Annotated in this window: 9 protein-coding genes and 1 pseudogene; 4 read left to right on the top strand and 6 right to left on the bottom strand. The window is 48.8% G+C overall.

Annotation, left to right across the window (positions count from 1 at the left end):
* Positions 1-4: 4 nt before the first annotated feature.
* The 3 genes and pseudogenes from metH to FIV45_RS04200 all read right to left on the bottom strand — a co-directional run bounded on the left by metH (position 5) and on the right by FIV45_RS04200 (position 5,596).
* A pseudogene (gene metH / locus FIV45_RS04210) lies at positions 5-3,699 on the bottom strand (methionine synthase).
* Complete coding sequence (metF, locus tag FIV45_RS04205) at positions 3,696-4,610, bottom strand: methylenetetrahydrofolate reductase [NAD(P)H] (RefSeq protein ID WP_181040143.1); 915 nt, start codon at positions 4,608-4,610, stop codon at positions 3,696-3,698. Before metF ends, metH begins: the two are co-directional and overlap by 4 nt.
* Before the next feature lie 35 nt (positions 4,611-4,645).
* Positions 4,646-5,596 (bottom strand): ArsR/SmtB family transcription factor, encoded by a 951-nt coding sequence (locus tag FIV45_RS04200; protein WP_204602003.1) that lies wholly within the window; start codon positions 5,594-5,596, stop codon positions 4,646-4,648.
* A 178-nt stretch (positions 5,597-5,774) separates the two neighbouring features.
* Between FIV45_RS04200 and FIV45_RS04195 the strand changes: the two genes are divergently transcribed.
* On the top strand, positions 5,775-6,605 hold the full coding sequence (locus FIV45_RS04195; RefSeq protein ID WP_099471154.1) for an MlaA family lipoprotein: 831 nt from the start codon (positions 5,775-5,777) through the stop codon (positions 6,603-6,605).
* 72 nt (positions 6,606-6,677) lie between these two features.
* Here FIV45_RS04195 and FIV45_RS04190 read toward each other — a convergent pair whose 3' ends face one another.
* The 3 genes from FIV45_RS04190 to ettA all read right to left on the bottom strand — a co-directional run bounded on the left by FIV45_RS04190 (position 6,678) and on the right by ettA (position 15,022).
* Positions 6,678-9,572, bottom strand: coding sequence for a TonB-dependent receptor domain-containing protein (locus tag FIV45_RS04190; RefSeq protein ID WP_099471153.1), 2,895 nt, complete (start codon positions 9,570-9,572; stop codon positions 6,678-6,680).
* Between the two features lie 455 nt (positions 9,573-10,027).
* Positions 10,028-12,850, bottom strand: coding sequence for a TonB-dependent receptor plug domain-containing protein (locus FIV45_RS04185; RefSeq protein ID WP_165776880.1), 2,823 nt, complete (start codon positions 12,848-12,850; stop codon positions 10,028-10,030).
* Between the two features lie 492 nt (positions 12,851-13,342).
* Positions 13,343-15,022, bottom strand: coding sequence for an energy-dependent translational throttle protein EttA (ettA, locus tag FIV45_RS04180; RefSeq protein ID WP_099471151.1), 1,680 nt, complete (start codon positions 15,020-15,022; stop codon positions 13,343-13,345).
* Positions 15,023-15,429: 407 nt separating this feature from the next.
* Here ettA and FIV45_RS04175 point away from each other — a divergent pair, with 407 nt between their 5' ends.
* The 3 genes from FIV45_RS04175 to FIV45_RS04165 are packed head-to-tail and all read left to right on the top strand — an operon-like array spanning position 15,430 to position 20,680.
* Positions 15,430-16,008 (top strand): RNA polymerase sigma factor, encoded by a 579-nt coding sequence (locus FIV45_RS04175; RefSeq protein WP_099471150.1) that lies wholly within the window; start codon positions 15,430-15,432, stop codon positions 16,006-16,008.
* Positions 16,009-16,063: 55 nt separating this feature from the next.
* Complete coding sequence (locus FIV45_RS04170) at positions 16,064-17,179, top strand: FecR family protein (RefSeq protein ID WP_099471149.1); 1,116 nt, start codon at positions 16,064-16,066, stop codon at positions 17,177-17,179.
* Positions 17,180-17,209: 30 nt separating this feature from the next.
* Positions 17,210-20,680: a TonB-dependent receptor domain-containing protein gene (locus FIV45_RS04165; protein ID WP_099471148.1), complete on the top strand. Its 3,471-nt coding sequence runs from the start codon at positions 17,210-17,212 to the stop codon at positions 20,678-20,680.
* The last annotated feature ends 324 nt before the right edge of the window (positions 20,681-21,004 follow it).

The raw sequence follows: 21,004 nt of genomic DNA, 5'->3' as shown, positions 1-21,004 counted from the left end.
CCGCTCACGCCAGATTGCTCGCCAGCCAGCGTTTGGCGATGGTGATCTCGATCCCACGACGTTTGGCGTAATCTTCCAGCTGATCCATCCCCATCTTACCCAGACCGAAATACTGGCTTTGCGCATGGCTGAAATAATAACCCGATACCGAGGACACCGGCAACATGGCCATACTGTCGGTCAGGGTCACGCCCGCCTGATTAGGCGCATCAAGAAGGTCAAACAGCGCCGGTTTCGTCGTGTGATCGGGACAGGCCGGGTAACCGGGCGCCGGACGAATGCCTGCATATTTCTCCTTGATCAATTCCGCGTTGCTCAGGTTCTCGCCCGCCGCATAGCCCCAATGCTCCTTACGGACACATTCATGCATATGCTCGGCAAAGGCTTCCGCCAACCGGTCCGCCAGGGATTTCAACAGGATATCGTTATAGTCATCGTGGGTCGCCTGGAACTCTTTCAGTTTTTCCTCGATGCCGATGCCGGCAGTGACCACGAAACCGCCCATATAATCGGCGACGCCGCTGTCTTTGGGCGCAATAAAGTCCGCCAGGCACATGTTAAAACTGCCCTCACGCTTCTTCATCTGCTGACGCAGGAAGGGCACCTGCAGCAACACTTCCGCGCGGTCCTCATTGCTATAAAGCTCCACATCGTCGCCGACGGACTGGGCCGGCCAGAAACCGATCGAGGCCCGGGCGCGCAACCATTTCTCGTCGACGATACGTCTTAGCATCGCTTCCGCGTCACGGAACAGATTCGTCGCCGTCTCGCCCACCACATTGTCGGTAAGGATCTTGGGATAATTTCCCGCCAGTTCCCAGGTACGGAAAAAGGGTGTCCAGTCGATGCGGTCCACCAGCTTTCCGAGATCATAATCATCGAAAGATTTCTGGCCGAGAAAACCTGGCTTAGGTGCCTCGTAACCGGTCCAGTCGATGGGGAATTTATTGTCCCGCGCCTGCTGAATCGTCACCCGGTTGTCTTTTTTGGAGCCGCGGGCGTGCCGGTCCCGCATGTCCTGATATTCATTGGCGACCTGGGTAACATAATCCTTTTTCAGTGTGTTGCTGAGCAGATTACTGGCCACCCCCACCGCGCGCGACGCATCAAGCACATGGATCACCGGTTCTTCATAATGTGGCGCGATTTTCACCGCCGTATGAATCTTCGAGGTCGTCGCCCCGCCAATCATCAGTGGAATGGTGAATTCCTGACGCTGCATTTCCTCGGCCACCTGGGCCATTTCTTCCAGCGACGGCGTGATCAGGCCGGACAGGCCGATAATATCCACCTTTTCCTCAATGGCGGTCTTCAAAATTCGGTCGTAAGGCACCATCACCCCGAGATCGACGATCTCGTAGTTATTACATTGCAGCACCACCCCGACAATATTCTTGCCGATGTCATGCACATCGCCTTTGACCGTCGCCATCAGGATCTTGCCCTTGGTGCTGACCCCACCGGATTTTTCCTTCTCCGCCTCAATGAAGGGCAGCAAATGGGCCACCGCCTGTTTCATCACCCGGGCCGACTTCACCACCTGGGGCAGGAACATCTGGCCGGAGCCAAACAGGTCGCCCACCACATTCATCCCGGCCATCAGCGGGCCCTCGATCACGTCGAGTGGCTTGTCCGCCAGTGTCCTGGCTTCTTCGGTATCTTCGATAATATAGGCGGTGATGCCCTTGACCAGCGCATGGGACAGCCGTTGCTCAACCGGCCCTTCGCGCCAGCTCAGATCTTCGGTGAGCTGCACGCCTTTCTCGCCCTTGAATTTGTCGGCTATCTCCAGCAGCCGGTCGGTGGCGTCCTCGCGGCGGTTGAGGATCACGTCCTCGACCCGTTCGCGCAATTCCGGTTCAATCTCGGAATAGACCGTGATCAGACCGGCATTAACAATCCCCATATCCATCCCCGCCTGAATGGCGTGATAGAGAAAAACGCTGTGCATGGCTTCACGCACCGGGTTGTTGCCCCGGAAAGAGAACGATACGTTACTCACCCCGCCAGAAATATGGCAATAAGGTAGCGTTTCCTTGATCTTGCGGGTGGCTTCGATAAAATCGACGCCGTAATTGTTATGTTCTTCAATACCGGTGGCGATGGCAAAAATATTAGGGTCAAAGATAATATCTTCCGGCGGAAATCCCACTTCATCCACCAGAATATTATAGGAATTGGTACAGATCTCCACTTTACGGGCACAGGTATCAGCCTGGCCCTGCTCGTCAAAGGCCATGACCACCGCGGCGGCGCCATATTCCTTGATCAGCTTTGCCTGCTGGATAAAAGGCTCCTTACCTTCCTTCATGGAAATACTGTTGACGATCGCCTTGCCCTGCACGCATTTCAAACCCGCCTCGATCACCGACCATTTGGAACTGTCGATCATCACCGGCACGCGGGAGATATCCGGTTCCGAGGCAATCAGGTTGAGGAAAGTGACCATCGCCTCCTGACTGTCGAGCATGGCTTCGTCCATATTGACGTCGATGATCTGCGCCCCGGCCTCGACCTGTTGACGCGCCACATCCAGTGCTTCGGAAAAATCACCATTCAGGATCAGTTTCTTGAACTTCGCCGAGCCGGTGACATTGGTCCGCTCCCCGACATTGATAAAAATACTACTCTTTTTCATTGTTGAATGACCTCAAAAGGTTCCAGGCCCGACAGGCGCATATGGATATCTACTGTGGGAATTTTGCGCGGGGGAACGCCCGCCACCGCCTCGGCGATGGCTTTGATGTGCTCCGGCTCTGTACCGCAACAGCCGCCAACGATATTCAGCAGGCCGCTTTCCGCCCACTCTTTCAATTGACCGGCCATTTCTTCCGGGCTCTCGTCATACTCCCCCATTTCATTGGGCAGGCCCGCATTGGGATGGGCGGAGATTCCGGTTTCGGCGATCTTGGACACGGACAGCACATGCTGGCGCAAATCCTTGGCCCCGAGCGCACAGTTAAAACCAATACTCAAAGGTTTGGCGTGGCGCAGGGAATACCAGAAGGCTTCTGCTGTCTGCCCAGACAGGGTGCGGCCGGAGGCGTCGGTGATGGTGCCGGAAATCATGATCGGCAGGGTGACTCCGGTATCTTCAAATACCTTGTTAACAGCAAAGACCGCCGCCTTGGCGTTCAGGGTGTCAAAAATGGTTTCGATCAGAATAACATCAGATCCGCCGTCAATCAGACCTTTGGTGGCCTCGGTATAATTTTCCACCAATTCATCAAAGGTCACATTGCGAAAAGCCGGATTATTGACATCCGGCGACAGAGATGCCGTCCGGCTTGTCGGGCCCAGCGTCCCCACCACGAACCGTGGCTTATCCGGTTCCGTGGCGATAAACTCATCGGCCACCTCACGAGCAATCGCTGCCCCTTGTTTATTGAGTTCATAGACCAGTTCTTCCATGCCGTAATCGGCCTGAGACACCCGGGTAGAATTAAACGTATTGGTTTCGACAAGATCCGCCCCGGCGGTATAATATTGCCGATGGATATCCTTGATGATCTCGGCTTGTGTCAGGGTCAGCAAGTCGTTATTGCCTTTGACATCCTGCCCCCAGTCGGCAAAGCGCGCACCGCGATAATCGACTTCCTGCAGCTTGTGGCTCTGGATCATGGTGCCCATGCCGCCGTCGAGCACCAGAATGCGTTCTTTCATCGCCTGTTTCAGCAGGTCTGTACGGGAGGCTGTCATGATATTTCTCCTTCTGGTCTGATCCCCAGAAAATGGCAAATGGTTGTCGTCAGTTCCGACCGGTTGAGGGTATAGAAATGGAATTTCTTGACCCCGCCCTGATAGAGCCGCATGCATTGCTCCGCCGCGACCGTCGCCGCCACATGGCGTCTGATTTCAGGCCGGTCATCCAGACCTTCAAACAGGGTCGCGAGCCAGGCGGGAATGCTGGTACCGCACCGCCCGGAAAAATTCTTCGCCTGGGCGAAATTGGTCACCGGCATGATGCCCGGAATGATCGGCACCGTGATGCCCGCCGCCAGCACCCGGTCCATAAAGCGGAAATACATATCCACATCGAAAAAATACTGGGTGATCGCCTGATCAGCGCCATTGTCAATCTTGCGTTTCAGGTTATCAATATCTGCCGCCGGATTGGCGGAATCCGGATGGCTTTCCGGGTAAGCAGCCACGGACAGGTGGAAATCACCAATTTTTTTCAGACCCGTCACCAGGTCGGCGGCATTTTTATAGCCTTGTTCATGGGGCGCATACGCCTGCCCGATGGTTGGCATATCACCGCGCAAGGCGACAATATGACGCACGCCCATGTCCCAATATTCGCGGGCGATATCATCGATCTCCCCTTTGGTCGCCGCCACACAGGTCAGATGGGCCGCCGGCAGCAGATCGGTTTCCTTGAGAATGCGCGACACAGTGGCATGGGTGCGTTCCCGGGTTGATCCACCAGCCCCGTAAGTGACCGATACCATGCCCGGATGCAGGGGTTCCAGTTTACGGATGCTACTCCATAATGCCTGCTCCATCTTCTCTGTTTTCGGGGGAAAAAATTCGAACGAGACATCAATGTCTTTTGCTTCAGCGGCGAAAAGGCTCGGCTTTAGCAGGTCTTCTCTTTGAAAATCAGTCACGATATTTACTCAATAATTTGTTTAAATCTAGTATATCAATTTTTGGTGCCGACCCAGATCGACAGATCCAGTTCGGTGCCCTCAAGCTCTATCACCGGATGGCTTTCCAGACCGTTCGCCATAAACCAGCCGGCAATTTCCGTATTCTTGAAGCCAAGACGACGATGCGCATGTTCTTCCCTCAGGTATTCCAGTTTATGGGGGGCAAAATCAACCACGATCACCCGCCCTCCGGTCCGCAACAAGCGCGCACTTTCCTTGATCGCAGCGCTTGGATCATCGGCGAAATGCAATACCTGATGGATCAGAACAAGATCCATGGACTCACTGGCCAACGCCAGATCATACATATCCCCCTGACGTACCTGGCAATTATGCAGATTGGCCTTTTCCAGATTCACCCGCGCAACCGCCAACATTTCCCGACTGAGGTCGATCCCCGTACCCCGGCCGATGCGGTCGGCAAAGACTTCAAGAATACGGCCTGTCCCGGTCCCCACATCAAGAAAATCATTGATCTCCATATCCGCCGTCACTTCCAGCAGGATCTGCTCAACCTTTTCCTCCGCCACATATAGCGAGCGGATACGATCCCAATTCTCGGCATTTTCCTTAAAATATTGTGTCGCCCGTCCCTGACGTTCCGATTTAACCTCTCGCAAACGTTCCGCATCATGCTGCAGCACCTGTTCGGAGAAAGGTATATATGTGATAATGGCGCGCGCCAGATCCCCTTCCGGCCCACCTGCGGCCAGACGGTAAAATATCCATGTGCCCTCCCGATAACGCTCCAGAAGTCCCGCCTCACACAGTAACCGTAAATGTCGCGAGACCCTCGGCTGGCTTTGTCGCAGGATGGTGACCAGTTCAGTAACCGTCAACTCTCCGGTCTGAAACAAGGCCAGAATCCGCAACCGGGTTTCCTCCCCCACGGCCTTCAATGCATTCAACATTCGATCAAAACCGATTTCCACCTGTACATCCACCTGAATTCTCCTTTTTCATAAAGAAATATATAAAGATATATTTATATAAAGTAAAGTGAAGATATTAAACTCTCACCAGAAATTAACGAAATTGTGAAAATTTAACCTCTAAGGTATATTGCAATTGCGCCCCTGCTCCAGTAAAACGTCTGAGGTATAAGATGCAGAAAGATTTTTCATGACACTCATCCCGCGCATTTCGCGCTTTTTGCCCCAGTTATCGGGCATATCGTTTCGCCAGGCCGGGCTTGTTCTCCTGTCTATTATGCTTCTCTTTACAGCAGGTTGCGCCAAAAGGCCCCCCGCTTCAGATCCTCAGGCCCTGACCGCCTATCTGGAGGCAAATGACCCCCTGGAGCCCATGAACCGGGCAATATTTTCATTTAACCAGGGTTTTGACCGTATTCTTCTGGCCCCGGCCGCACGACTTTACCGCCAGTTCGGCCCGCCTGATATTCGCGACGGGATTTCTAATTTTGTCAGTAATTGGCGTGAACCGGTTACCTTCGTCAATGATGTATTGCAGGGCGAGGCAAAACGCGCCGGCACTACCCTGACCCGGTTTTTAATCAACAGCACGTTCGGACTACTGGGGATATTAGATACGGCGACCTATTGGGGCATTGAACATCATAGTGAAGATTTTGGCGAAACATTCGCCGTCTGGGGCTTTGGCGAGGGTTTTTATCTGATGCTGCCGATCCTCGGCCCATCCAATGCACGGGACTTCGCCGGTTTTACGGTCGACTTCTTTTATGACCCTGTCAGCCTGTGGTTATCTCACAAAGGCTGGACTTACGTGCGTTATGGCCGTCTGGCGTTACGCGGCCTGATCTACCGGGAAGAAAATCTCGAAACTCTCGATGACCTGGGGAAGTCTTCGACAGATTTTTATGCGACTATTCGCAGCGCCTATCGTCAGAACCGTAATTATGAAATCAATAACGGCAAGCTGGATACCAACGCAGACGACGACCTGTTCGACGACGATTTTGATGACGACTTTTAAGCGATCGCACTAAAGAAAGAACACCCCCGGCCAGACCCTGACCGGGGGTGTTTTGCGTTAGATCAACGATGATCAGAAGGTTGCCGTCACGCCAGTATAGAAAAATCTCCCGACATTGTCATAAATTCCGGAATCACCTCCCGTCGCATCAAAAGGCAGTGGCGGGTTCTTTTCGAAAATATTATTCACCCCCCCATAAACTTCAATGCCGTCGCGGATTTGGTAACGCAGTTGAATATCGCTGTAGGTCACCGTTCCCGTATGGATCAGCTCCTGCTCCTCTGGCGAGGCCTCAAAATCTTCATGCTCCACCCGCAACATGTCATCAATGAAGCGCAGTTTATAGTTGAAGGTCCAAGGGCCGGAATAGTAGGTGGCGGTAAAGTTCATCAACCACTCCGGATCACCTAACTCCCCATCCTCCCGGTCTGGATTATCGGGCTCGTCCTGGAAGGGGAAATCACGATTATACAACAAATAGGTCCCCATTAATTTCAGTGACAACATGCCATCCGTATTGGCGATACCTGAAATATTATAGGTAATATCGAAATCAACCCCGGACGCTTCCAAACCAGCAATATTGGCTTGAATCTGGAGAATATTGGTGATCTCGTCGGTACTGTCCCGGGTGATGAGCGGACAAAAAATGTTATTGATCGATTCTGCATCGACACAACGGTCCAGGATATCCTGAGCATCGGTCGAACTGATCGCATCGTCAATCGTAACCTGCCACCAGTCAACCGTCGCGCTAAATCCGTCCAGAAAACGCGGCGTCACCACAACGCCAGCCGTCCAGGTTTTCGCTGTTTCCACTTCCAGATCCGGATTACCCCCGGACAGACCGGGCAACGTCGCCTGATCATAATCTGAATCAAAATCCGGCGCGACCCCGAGCGCCGCACAGTTGGCTTCACGGTTGCTGCGCCGGGCCGGATCGGCAATCAGATCCAGTTCACTGGTTTTACAGGGATCATCCACACTAAAGAAATTGGCATCCTGAGGGCCGAACAATTCACCAATATTTGGTGCCCGAACCGCTTTGGAATATGTGGCGCGAAATCTGACATCTGAAATTGGCTGCCAGGTCCCCCCAACTTTCCAGGTCGTATTTTTATCCGATGACGTGTCATAATCCGCGTAGCGAATGGCCGCATCAAGCATTAAACTCTCCGCAAAGGGGGCATCCTTCAACACTGGAACGGATATCTCGCCAAAAGCCTCCTTGACCTCGATCTCGCCCGATGTCACCTGAAGGGCATTACCGAATGTCAGCCCGGCAGAATCCAGCGGCGCCGGTTTCGACAGACTGGTGTCCTTCCGCCACTCAATCCCGACCGCCACATCCAGATCGCCGGCAGGTAGCTCATATACGCTGCCCGAGATAAAGGCCGAGGCCACTTGCTGCTCAATGGTATCCCGGCGAATGGTGTCCTGATTAAACCAAGCCTCCGATGCCGCATTTACAGCGCCATCGCCAAATATACTGGTTGGAATACAACCGTCAAGCAGCGAGTTATCACTATCTTCCAATGTCACACGACAAACGATCTCACCCGTCGCGGGGTCCACCACCGCGTCGGTGGCGGCGGTCCAGCGGTCATTTATCCGGTTATTGATGGCCGTCAATATCTGGGTCGAGCGGCCAAAGCTGTAGGACGCTTCCCAAGTCCAGGCCTCGCCGAGATCACCTTTGAAGCCGGCCACGATCCTGTGGGTCTGCCGTTCATTGTCCTCTCCCCGTCGGCCGGCATCTACATTGAACCTGTTGATGCCGATTTCCGTCACCCCGGCGTCATCCATCAACGCGGCCAGGTCACTTTTGAGAAAGGCATTGTCGCGCTGTATGGTGATGGCGGACCCAAAGAAATCAAAGGCCGGCTGCCCGAGATTGAAGGTCTGCGTATTGACGTATTTCGCCTCCGCAAACACAGATATATCTTCTGTAAGGTCATAGGTGAATTTCCCGTTCAGAGACAACCGCTGCAGGGAAGGCCTGAGATCGGACACCTCGTCCAGATCCAGGAAATCGCAATCCATACATTCAAAACCGCCAAAGTCGGTGCCCAGCACCTGATCCCGAACCGATCCATCAGGGTCAAAGGTCATCAAACTGCCCAGGTCGAAAAAAATCGTCCCGGCCTTGGTGATAAAGCTAATGCCGGAATTCGGGCGATAGAACTGGTCCGGTATACCGTCATCCGGCCCCGTATCATCGGGATTATTGACCAGACGATACCGTCTGCTGCTGAATTCGCGATCGGTATTTTTGACCCGGGATTCTTCCGCCCACTCCACGGACAATACCGCATTGCCCCTGTCATCGTTGAAGTTCCCGCCACCGGTGAGACTTAAATGATAACTGTCATAAGGGCCTTCATCGGCAAGGCCATATTGCGCCCGCGCCGTCAGTCCCTCATAATTCTCTTTCAAGATAAAATTGACCACCCCGGTGACCGCATCAGAACCATAAATGGCCGAGGCCCCGCCGGTGATCACCTCGACCCGTTCAATCAGGTCTGAGGGAATTGTATTAATATCCACCCGGGTGTCTCCGGCGCTGCTGCCCACATGGCGACGACCATCCACAAGCACCAGCGTCCTCACGGACCCCAACCGGCGCAGATCGAGAAAAGATCCCCCGGCCGTGCCGATAAAGCGGGTCGAGTTGGCTGTAGTAAAAGTCGATCCAAGCTGAGGTAATTCCGACAGATAGTCCCCGAGGTTCAACTTACCTGAGAATGCGAGGTCCTCTGCACCGATTACCGCGACCGGTGTCGGCGAATCGAGGCTGCGCCGTTTGATCCGCGATCCGGTGACCATGATTTCTTCCAAAACGATCTCGTCTTCGATAGAATTCTGCACGGTGTCTTGCGCGGCCTGTAAAGGCTGGGATGTGAGGGGTAAAATGGCGGCAGTCAGAAGTGACACGCCACATTTAAAGCGTGAAGAAAATTTCTCCATGGTATTCCTCCTATGAATATTTACCTATTGGTTACATAAATGGAGGGTCAGAAAATTACTGGAAACTGGTGGCCATCGAACAATACAAATGCAACTGACTATACTTAAAAAGTAGCCAAATTTGTACCCTACTGAGTGAACACCTCCGTTAGTTGAGGGTTACAATATACACAACCTTCAATAAAAATCAAAAAACTTTCTGACTACGTGGTTTTTAGACAATATAGAAAAGCATTTCAACGGTCCTGAAATAAGCAGACGTTTGAAAGACTTATTATAAAGGAACAGGTTAATCCGCTCTAAGAAATATTAACCGTTTATATAACAAACCTGCTTCTCTTGCATCTGCCTTTTTAGCGCATTTAAGTGAGGGAAGCATTTCCTGAGCTTAATACGGATTTATTGTAAAGACAGCTCCCCCCGGCAACAACCGGGGAGAGCCATATTAAAATAGATTAGAATTTGGCTTTTACACCAACATAAGCATAACGACGGATTGCGTCATAAATATCGGCCGCAGTATTTGTACCTGTCACGTCACCATTAACGCCCTGCCCAAGAAATGGAGGTTCTTTGTCAAAGATGTTATCAATACCGGCATAGACTTCATAGTTACCTTCATCGTCGATAGTGTATCGAACCTGCAGGTCATTATAAAGATATGAGCCAACCGTACCTGGACCAGCGGATGGGTTGTCATTATCAACGTTAACTCCGTCAATAAAGCGTGTGCTCCACCCGATACGGATTTTATCCCATGCATAGGTCAATGTACCATTGACTTTAAGTTTTGGGAAACCGATTTCGCCCAAATCATCAACAACATCACCACCTTCAAATGGAATGAAGTTATATGAGAAGGTACGTGTACCATTGAGGTTAAAGTTAAGCACCCCTTCACCGATGTCACGGGAATAATCAAGTGCAAAGTCAATCCCGTCAGTTTTACGGCTCGCCGCATTAATTGCTAATGCATCAACACGCAAAACAAGACCCGTCGTAGCATTTCGCTGAATCAAATCACAAAACGCGTTGTTTGGGAAATCAGGCTGACGAACGCATTGATCAACTGTTTCCTGAGCAGTGAAGCTATCAATCGCATCGTTAATCTCGATGTTAAAGTAATCGATCGTAATATTCAAACCTGGTACAAACTCAGGCGTAAATACTGCCCCAACGGTCCATGTCTTCGCTTTTTCCTCATTCAGATCTGGGTTCCCAGCGGAAAGTCCACCTGCACTGGTAATATTGATACCAGCAGGATCAAGCGTTGCTGTACCGGCAATCGTTGCACAATTCGCCTGAACAGTTGAGCTTTGCGCATCATATATTGTGTCACCATCCGCGCTAGCGCCACCCGTACCACCAAAGGCACAGGGGTCCGCAAAGCTGCGGAAAGTTTCACTACCTGGATCAAAGAGTTCTCCGATATTCGGCGCCCGTGTCGCAGTAGAGTAGCCCCCCCGCACACGCACGTCATTAATCGGGCGCCAATCCAATGAGATTTTATAAGCCCACGTTCCCCCAATTGTGCTGTAGTTGGCGTGACGCGCAGCAAGCTCAAGACCAAGATATTCTGCAAATGGCGCATCTTTCAGAATAGGAATATTTGCTTCACCAAACATCTCATAAACATCATATTCGCCAACAGTATTAGGCGTTGTATTACCTGATGTCAGACCTGATGCTGCCAGCGAGTCAGAATTAAACGCACTTTTCTCTTTGCGCCATTCTCCACCGAACGCGACACCAACTTCACCAGCAGGAAGTTCAAAAGCACTCCCAGTAATAGTCGCACCAGCGACATTCTGCGTCATACGTGTCGTCAGCTGACTATTCACCTTCACAAAGTCCAATGCAGCACCGGTAATAGTACCTTCGCCAAAGACATTCAAAGGCACACAACCAAGATCCCGAGCAACCGGATCAACACACTGATATCCACCTGCACCGTCATCCTCAACGTTCAATGCATTCAAGAAGTTCAATGTATTAAACACGCCACCGTTTGTTTGATCTTGGCTGTTATTACCGTACTGGTAATAAACTTCATAATCCCAATTGTCGTTAATTGAGCCTTCCAGACCAAACATTGTACGGAAAGTCTTGCGTTGAACATCACTCGTCCGCGGACCGATTTCCGTAAAACGTCTGAGCATCACGGCATATTCAGCAGTCGGGTCAAGAGCCAGAATGTTATTGCGCAATTCTGTAGGCATGAAAGGGTTATTAAGAGGCACATTAATGTGTGGTGTGCTGCCGACAGAGATATTGAACCCGACTACAGTTGGCTCCAATTGCGACGAAGATGTCAATTGAGCATATGACGTTTCATTAAAGAATGTCATGTTGTCGTTAATTCTATAATTCAGATTAGCGTTAAACTGTGTCCGCTCAGTCGGGACACGAATCAAACGCACTGCATTCCGATCAAAGCCATCTTCAGCAGCAACGAATGTTTTGTCAAAAAGACCCGTGTCATCATCCTGCGTCCAGTTGCCACCAAATCCAGGTGTATAGAAATGGCCTTTCGGGCCGTATGAGCTGTTTGTCGCATCATGCGCGGAAAGCGCTCGTTGTGATGACCGCAAAACACCCCGATCACTATAACCAAGATAGATAGTCGCATTACCACGATCATCCGCAAAGTTACTGCCCGCTAAGAAAGAAAGATCAGTTTCACTGGCGCCGCCTTTTTCAGATGTGCCATACCGACCGTTTAATTCAATACCTTCAAAATCATCCTTCATGATGAAGTTGATGACACCAGCCATGGCTTCAGAACCATAGACCGCAGAGGCCCCACCTGTGACAACTTCAACACGGCTAACCAATGCAGCAGGGATCATAGAAACATCAACTGTTGGTGAACCAGCGGCACCGCCAACATGGCGACGTCCATTGACCAAAACGAGTGTCCGTTCTGTTCCCAAGTTACGTAAATCAATTGTATTCAAACCAGTTGTTGCCGTCCGAAAGTTTGTCGCCGTATCAACAGAACCCGGGACACCGGCAGATGGCAGTTCATTCAGGAAATTGGCGACATGTGTCGAGCCACTAAGCTCAATGGCTTCTGTACCAATAACACTCACCGGTGATGTTGCAATAAGGTCTTTCCGCTTAATGCGCGAACCCGTCACAACAACTTCTTCAAAAGCTACTTCTTCCGCTGCAGCGGCTTCGTCCGCTGCAAGTGTAGATTGTATTGATAGTGGTAAAGTAGCTGCAACAGCCAAAGCTGAGACGCCATACTTAAAACGTGAAGAGAATTTCTTCATGGTATTCCTCCGTTGGTTATAATTAATGGAGGACACCAACATCAACAAATAGAACTGTCTATTATTATACCTAATAGTCAATTAAACATGTAACATGTTGGACCCCTCCGGTAATTACGACCCTTCACACCCGCTACTCCACTAGTAAAAAAAAATAAAAACACTAATAAAATCAACAACTAAATATTATTTCAAAATGATTGTAAAATTTAGAATAAAATTTGTTTCCCACAAAATATTGTTCGGTTGATAAAATCCTTATGCGTGGCAATTAGCATCATCTCAGTAATTAAAATCCACAATTTACATCATAGAAAACGTAAAAAGGCGAGTCTTTCAAAGAAACCCTCTCCCAATATGTCCCATGCACCATAATCGTATAAATTGAATATCTCTAAAATGTGTAACAGTACCGCATGAGAACAAAATTCCAGATATAAAAAAAGCCGGATCATGCGACCCGGCTTTCTCAGCTTCTGATCCGTTTAATATTTAACGGGTGAGTTTCTTATATTGCAGTTTATGAGGACGGTCTGCTGCCGCGCCCATACGACGATGACGGTCCTTGTCATAATCTTCGTAATTGCCCTCAAACCACACCACTTCCGAATTGCCTTCAAAGGCCAGAATATGGGTGGCGATCCGGTTCAGGAACCAGCGATCATGCGAGATGATAACAGCGCAACCGGCAAAATCCTCAAGCCCCGCCTCCAGGGCGCTCAAAGTCTCCACATCAAGGTCGTTGGTTGGCTCATCGAGCAGAAGAACGTTGGCTGGCGTGCGCAGCATCTTCGCCAGATGTACACGGTTACGCTCCCCGCCGGACAATTGACCAAGCTTTTTCTGCTGATCCGTGCCCTTGAAATTAAAATTCCCGACATAGGCCCGGCTCGGCACATCCCGGCCATTGAAATCAAACACATCCAGACCGTCCGAGATTTCCTGCCAGACGGTTTTGGTATCATCAAGGTCATCACGGCTCTGGTCCACATAGCCTAGCAGCACGCTTTCTCCCACTTTCAATGAACCGCCATCGGGCACTTCCTGTCCGGTGATCATCTTGAACAATGTCGTTTTACCCGCGCCGTTGGGGCCAATGATCCCCACGATACCGCCCGGCGGCAGTTTGAAGCTCAACCCATCCACCAGCAACTTGTCGCCAAACGCTTTGCTCAAGTTTTCCGCTTCAATCACGACATTACCGAGACGCGGCCCCACCGGGATCTGAATCTGGGCATCGGCATTTCGACCTTCTTGCGCCGCCGCCAACAGGTCGTCATAAGCGTTGATACGCGCCTTGCTTTTCGCCTGCCGGGCTTTCGGTGACTGCCGGATCCAGGCCAGCTCCCGTTTCATGGTTTTCTTGCGGCTGGCTTCGACCTTTTCTTCCTGGGCGATGCGTTTTTCTTTCTGCTCCAGCCAGTCGGAATAATGGCCCTGATAGGGGATTGCGTGGCCGCGGTCAATTTCCAGCACCCAGTTCACCACATTATCCAGGAAGTAGCGATCATGGGTCACCAGAATGATGGTGCCGACATATTCGCGCAAATGATTTTCCAGCCAGGCGACAGATTCCGCATCCAGATGGTTGGTTGGTTCGTCAAGCAGGAGGATTTCCGGTTTGGACAACAGCAGGCGACACAACGCCACGCGACGGCGTTCCCCCCCGGAGAGGACAGTTACGTCCGAATCCTTCGGAGGACAACGGAGCGCTTCCATGGCAAGCTCCACACGGCTGTCCAGATCCCAGGCATCGGCGGCATCGATCTGTTCCTGCAACTCGCCCTGTTTGGCAATCAGCTCATTCATTTCATCGTCGCTCATTGGCTCGGCGAATTTCAAACTAATGGCGTTAAATTCATCGACAATCGCCTTCAGGCTACCAAGACCATCCATGACATTTTCAAAGACATTTTTTTCCGGATCCAGATGAGGCTCCTGCTCCAGGTAACCGACCCGCACCCCTTCGGCGGCCCAGGCTTCTCCCTGGAAGTCCTTGTCCTGTCCGGCGATAATCCGCATCAATGTCGATTTACCGGCGCCGTTGACGCCGATGACGGCAATCTTCGCATCCGGCATAAAGGACAGGGTAACATCCTTAAGGGTCGGCTTCGCACCAGGGTAGGTCTTGTTCAGACCCTTCATCACATAACTATATTGATAAGACGCCATGTATTGCTCTTCACTTCTATATATGAGTTGATAATTTGGACCCTTATTACCTGTTCTGCACAGATTGTGCAACGGGCATATACCAAACAAAAAAACTTATGGACGATATGTTTGTTTTAAATTAACAATAATTCATCTGGAAGCACTATAATAGCCTCAAGGCTTCTTCATCTCAAAAAAAAGTCCATTAAACTAAAGACCCTTGAATAAGTTTTTTCCACTAGTAGACTTTTACATATTACTCTTATAAGTTTGAGAAACTTGGTAGCTTCAGTATATAGCCCCTGAAAATACCATAGATCAATAAAAACAAGGATATATAATGTCTATCTGCGGAGGAAAAAGCACCTCTGGAAAGTCGTACTTGGTTTTTTCGTCTCGGCCTCATTCATAAAGGCTTAAGACTTATGGCAAAGAACGAACAGACCATTCTCGAAGAATTATATCGAGATCATAGCAAACGCTTAGTCGGCTATATCTATAACTTTCTGCGGTCTGAAAATGAAGCAGAAGAAGTGGCCCAAGAAGCCTTTCTGAAACTTCATAGTATTGAGAACCCCGAAGAGATTATATCTCACAAAGCGTTTCTCTATCGAATTGCTCATAATCTGGCAATGAAAGCATTGCGCCGCCGTAAAATAATAAAATTTGATACCGGCATCAATATGGATGAAATGGAAGTGGAAAGCAACGAGCCACCTGCCGATCAGAAAGTAAGTTCCCAACAGGAATACAAGCTTTTTTGTGACGCTGTTGCAACCCTGCCTCCAAAATGCCGTGCAGCCTTTACTCTGCGGATCATTCATAAAAAATCCTTCAAAGAAGTGTCACAAGAGTTAAGCATATCAGTCAGCACTGCCGAAAAACACGTTTTAAAAGGCATGCGCGATTGTGAGAACTATATGAAAAGAGCCAAGAAACAAAGCGTAAATCTTAGCAGTCAACAGACGCTTGAAGGGAGAAAAGTCAAACGTCAAATTGTCTAAGGGGTAGACAATTGTTCTGCGTAAGATCAACATTTAATAGTCAGTGGGTAGTCTGATGAGTGAAATTATTGATGTAGAACAGGATGATGATCCTATGGACATCGCCCGGAAATGGTATCTTCGCCTTGAAGACAGTTCCTGGGATGAAACTGTAATTGATGGCTTTAATAAATGGCTTGACCAAAATGAAGAAAACCGCGCCGCTTTCGAGGAAGTTGCAATATTTTGGTCGGAAATTGATACAATGCCTGAGATTATGGCCTTAAGAGAAACAGAAGAACAGCCTTCCTTACATCTTAAGGAAAGGCTTGAGGCTAACAGCGAGCCTGAGCAAAAGAATAAAGTAGTCCCAATAACTCAGCACCATAGAACACCATCGGCACCTTCCCGTAGGTTTTCAGGAATGCAACGATGGGCCATGGCCGCATCTCTCCTTTTCGTCTGCAGCCTTGGACTAATTATTTATTCAAATGATTTGCCAGATGGTACCTACCAAACGGCTACCGGCGAACGACAAATCATTGAACTTACAGATGGGTCCACTCTCTTTCTCAACACACATTCCAAGGCAAGCGTTATCTATACCGACACAGTCCGAAAAGTTAATCTTATAGAAGGCGAAGCCCGATTTAATGTTGAAAAAGATGCAACCCGGCCCTTTATTGTCGAAACATCAAGAGGGATCGTTCGAGCAATTGGCACTTCTTTTAATATCTATGATAACGAAACACAGGTAGAAGTCATCGTTTTCGAAGGTACCGTTGCCGTTAATCACAACACCAACCGCACAACAAAATTAAACGCGTCATCCTTATCTGAAGAAGGTGATGCTACAAATGCCGTTCTGGTCAGTGGAGGCAAAAGAATTGCTGCGCTTAAAAATGGCCTGAGTGTGGTAAGATCTGCCCACCCGCTAGAACTGTCACAGAAAATTGCCTGGCAAAGCGGTAAACTTATTTTCAGAGGCCAGAAACTGTCCGAAGTAATTAAAGAAATGTCCCGCTATACCAGCAAAAAAATTATCATTTCCGATGACCGTTTGGGAGAAATGGAAATCGGCGGCGCTTTTGATACCGATGATTTTGAAGCCTTACTGAACGCCATTGAAGATACATTTCCTGTAAGGATAATTAGGTTTACCCCTTTGGTCGCGGTCATCATTGAAGCCTAGAAGCCGAGTAGATTGGATAGAGTTCATCTTATGTCTACATTAATGACGAAACGGGGTATTGTTATTGCGCTCAGTTTCGCAATCTTAGCTAATACAGCTCCGGTCTGCCGTGCAGAAAGCTCTATCGCAAGTGAACTCAACCAGAGTAGTTCGGCTAATCTTATTCAGTTTTCTATTCCTGAGCATTCTGTTGCAGATGCCCTGATTTTGTTTGCAGAACAGTCCCGGGAACACATAATCTTTCGATTTGATGATGCGAAGCATATCCCCGCTAAAAGGCTAACCGGTTCCTATCACCCCATCAAAGCTTTATTGTATATTCTCAAAGATACCGGACTCACAGCATACCGCAATACTGAGGGTACAATTGTGGTCAAAAAAGAACAAAATTACCAGAAAAAGGAAGACATCAAGAAGCCATCAACCGCTCAAACTATAGAAAAAGAAGGTTCGCACCAGAAAACTCTAATTATAAGCCCCTCTGAACTTGAAACCACAACCAGAAAACCAGAAGAAATGGTTATCACAGGTTCCCGCATTCGTCGGCAAGAATTCACCGCACCAAATCTGGTATCCATTATTAAAAAAGAAACAATAAAAAAAACTGGAACAGTCAATATTGAGGAGCTGCTGAACAAACTTCCCCAAGTCGTTCCTTCTTTTACCGGAAACTCAAATAACCCCGGAAATGGCCTTGCAACTGTTGATATGCGTGGGCTCGGCGCGGCCCGAACTCTGGTTCTGCTTAATGGTCGGCGTTATGTACCAAGCAGCCAATCAGGTCTTATTGACCTCAATACCATCCCCTCGTTCCTGATAGAAAATATCGAGGTAGCTACAGGGGGTACTTCCGCCGTATATGGGGCCAATGCAATTTCAGGTGTCGTTAATTTCAAGTTACGGGATGAAATTGACGGCTTTGAAGGTTTAGCCCGCTATCGTGTATCGCATCAGGGAGATGGGGATAAATACGATGTCAACCTAGCTTATGGCGATTCATTTAATGATCAAAAAGGACATGCCTTTATTCATTTCGGCGTAATAAACCGACATGCCATCATGCAAGGAGATCGAAATTTTTCAAAATTTGCTCTGGCTGACGGATTTATTAGCCCTGGCTCCGAAAACCCATATTTTGGTTACGGAAGACCCCTTAGCCCCGAACTTGGGGGAATCCCCGGGCTTGTTAGATCGGGCAGTTACGGCACACCAGACGGTCTGGTTATTGGCGTAAATAACAATGGCCCCCATCCTGGTCTTGAAAAATTCGGCCCAAATGGAGAGAACCTGCCCTTCAACAGCGAGTTTGATAAATATAACTATGCACCATATAATTTTCTCCAGGTCCCCCAACGACAGCTTATAGCGACATTTGGTGTAAAATATCAGATATCTGATCAGTTCGAGTTATTTAATCAAACCATCCTGTCTAACAATAAAGTCGACCTTGAGCTGGCGCCCACCCCCATTGAGCTAAATGATATAGAAATACTGGTCGAACACCCTTTTCTCGCAGAGAGTTCAAAGATCGCACTAAGAGGAATTGATTGGTATAGTACAGGCTCCATCTGGCAAGCTCGCGATACAAACGGTTCCCTTATATTCGACGCTCTGGGGAACCCCGTCCAAGCACGCCAAGCGGTTAATCTTGCATATAACTCTGATGGAACCATTTCTGGAAGAACCCCTCTTTGGGCAGAAGACGGTAGTCCTGTAGCCGTCACAGGAACCCCTGATGCCGATACGGCTGGCGCACTCCTTTATCAAGCAGATGGCCGGGCTGTTCTACCTCGTTTACTAAGGCGCATGTCCGAGGCTGGCCCAAGACAAATCAAATATAACCGGCGAACCATGAATATCGTTCTTGGACTGCAAGGCACCGTAACATCTCATTGGGATATGGTCGCACAGTATAATTACAGCCACTATAAAAACAACATCACACACAAAAACGCCATTTTAAGCCAGAGCCTGTACAATGCCCTGGATATTATAGAAATAGACGGTACATATGTCTGTAAGGATATGGCCGCTCGCCAAGCTGGCTGCTCTCCCGCTAATATTTACGGCGCCGGGAATTTATCCGCGGAAGCACTAAATTATATAAGCACTGACCTCGCAGAGCACACAACCTATTCACGACAAGATGCAAACCTTTATTTCAACGGCACCTATAATTCCGGTTTGCAGGATAACATTAAAATACTGATTGGCACAGATTGGCACAAAGAAGATAGTTGGTATAGTGGCGACCAGTCCTCCCCTGACAACCCTTCAACCGGTTTTAACAAGCAAGTCCCCGCCACAGGAGAATATCATGTTTGGAGCCTTTTCAGCGAATTTCAGATCCCTGTCATCGAAAACACACCCATATTTAAAAAACTGGAACTATCCGGCGCTCTTAGATATTCAAATTACAACCTCATAGGAGACGTATGGACTTTCGCTGCAGGGTTAAACTGGAAAGTAACATCAAGTTTACGGATAAGAAGCCAGTTCCAACATGCAGTAAGGGAACCTAGCATTGAAGACTTATATAACGAAAAGTCTGAAAGCTATCCGACTGTTTATGATCCCTGCTCCCGCCGCTACAGCAGTGATGGAAAAATTATTGATACCAGCAGCATTCGCGATATTTGCATTGCCACAGGCGTCCCGGCAGATCAGGTAGGGCTGTATGAGCAGATCCTTCTCCAAATCAAGGAAGTCTACAGTGGAAATATTGAGCTAAATGTAGAGAAGTCAGATACCGTAACAATTGGCGCGATATATCAACCTCGTTTCCTGCCTGGCTTTAAAATGGCATTGGACTATTATCGTATTACAGTAAACGATGTTATTGGCAGTTTCGGCAGCGGCGCAAACCAGACAGTACAAAACTGCTACAACATATCGGCACCAATAATGAGCGCCTGCCAGAATATTTACCGAGATTCAAAAGGCCTACTCGATTTCATTAATTCAAAAATAACCAATAATGGTCAGATTGTCACCTCAGGCCTCGATGGGTATGTGCAATATTTCCATCCGCTTGATAAAGGTATATTTGGAGATAACGAAAAACTTGACCTTTCCCTTCAGGGCTCTTATTTGTTCAGCAACAAATATAAGCTCGTTGATGAAAAAGCCTACATACAGTGTGCCGGGTTTTTCTCCGGGAACTGCTATACCCCTCTCCCGCGTTTTCGCCTGACACAATTGATCAGTTGGGAAAATGATACCCTTGAAGTATCCTTCAGATGGCGGCATATCGGACCAGCTCATAAAAAACTTAACGATATATCGGATATCGCCGTCCCTAAACTGCATGCCAAGAATTATTTTGACAGCTATCTCCGGTATCATATTTCCGATAACAGCATTCTGCGAGCCGGGGTTAACAATATTTTCGATACCGCACCCGATTTTGTCGGCAGCGATCAACAACAGGCCAACACCTTCCCCAATCTCTATGATACACTTGGCACATACTTTCATTTGGGCATCAATATTTATTATTAAATTTTCAAACGCCCCCAGCTAAACTATCAATTATTTCATAGCAATATGACCGCATATTATTTTGCACCACTCCTCGCAATACAAAGAATCATCTAAATATTGAATATCTTTGGGTTTTCACCCCTACAAATGGTGGCTTTTGATTTCTCATGGGTCTTGTTCAATGAAGGCCGACGAGAATTTATAATAAACTTTGGCACCTCTAGGGAGCAGAAGGAAGCTAACTTCCTCATTTAAAAAAACCGTCGCCCTTCTGTAATTGTAACCAATTAAGGAGGAATATCTTGAATATTCATACACCAAAAAATCATACCTCATTTCTAA

It is taken from the genome of Paremcibacter congregatus, from assembly GCF_006385135.1.
Classification (GTDB): domain Bacteria; phylum Pseudomonadota; class Alphaproteobacteria; order Sphingomonadales; family Emcibacteraceae; genus Paremcibacter; species Paremcibacter congregatus.
The sequence above is the reverse complement of the archived record's forward strand: the minus strand, read 5'-3'. Positions and strand labels throughout refer to the sequence as shown.

What these genes read in the sequence shown, in the direction of transcription:
- FIV45_RS04195 (WP_099471154.1), top strand. Translation starts at nt 5,775, where the DNA reads ATGACACTCATCCCGCGCATTTCGCGCTTTTTGCCCCAGTTATCGGGC.
- FIV45_RS04190 (WP_099471153.1), bottom strand. Translation starts at nt 9,572, where the DNA reads ATGGAGAAATTTTCTTCACGCTTTAAATGTGGCGTGTCACTTCTGACT.
- FIV45_RS04185 (WP_165776880.1), bottom strand. Translation starts at nt 12,850, where the DNA reads ATGAAGAAATTCTCTTCACGTTTTAAGTATGGCGTCTCAGCTTTGGCT.
- ettA (WP_099471151.1), bottom strand. Translation starts at nt 15,022, where the DNA reads ATGGCGTCTTATCAATATAGTTATGTGATGAAGGGTCTGAACAAGACC.
- FIV45_RS04175 (WP_099471150.1), top strand. Translation starts at nt 15,430, where the DNA reads ATGGCAAAGAACGAACAGACCATTCTCGAAGAATTATATCGAGATCAT.
- FIV45_RS04170 (WP_099471149.1), top strand. Translation starts at nt 16,064, where the DNA reads ATGAGTGAAATTATTGATGTAGAACAGGATGATGATCCTATGGACATC.
- FIV45_RS04165 (WP_099471148.1), top strand. Translation starts at nt 17,210, where the DNA reads ATGTCTACATTAATGACGAAACGGGGTATTGTTATTGCGCTCAGTTTC.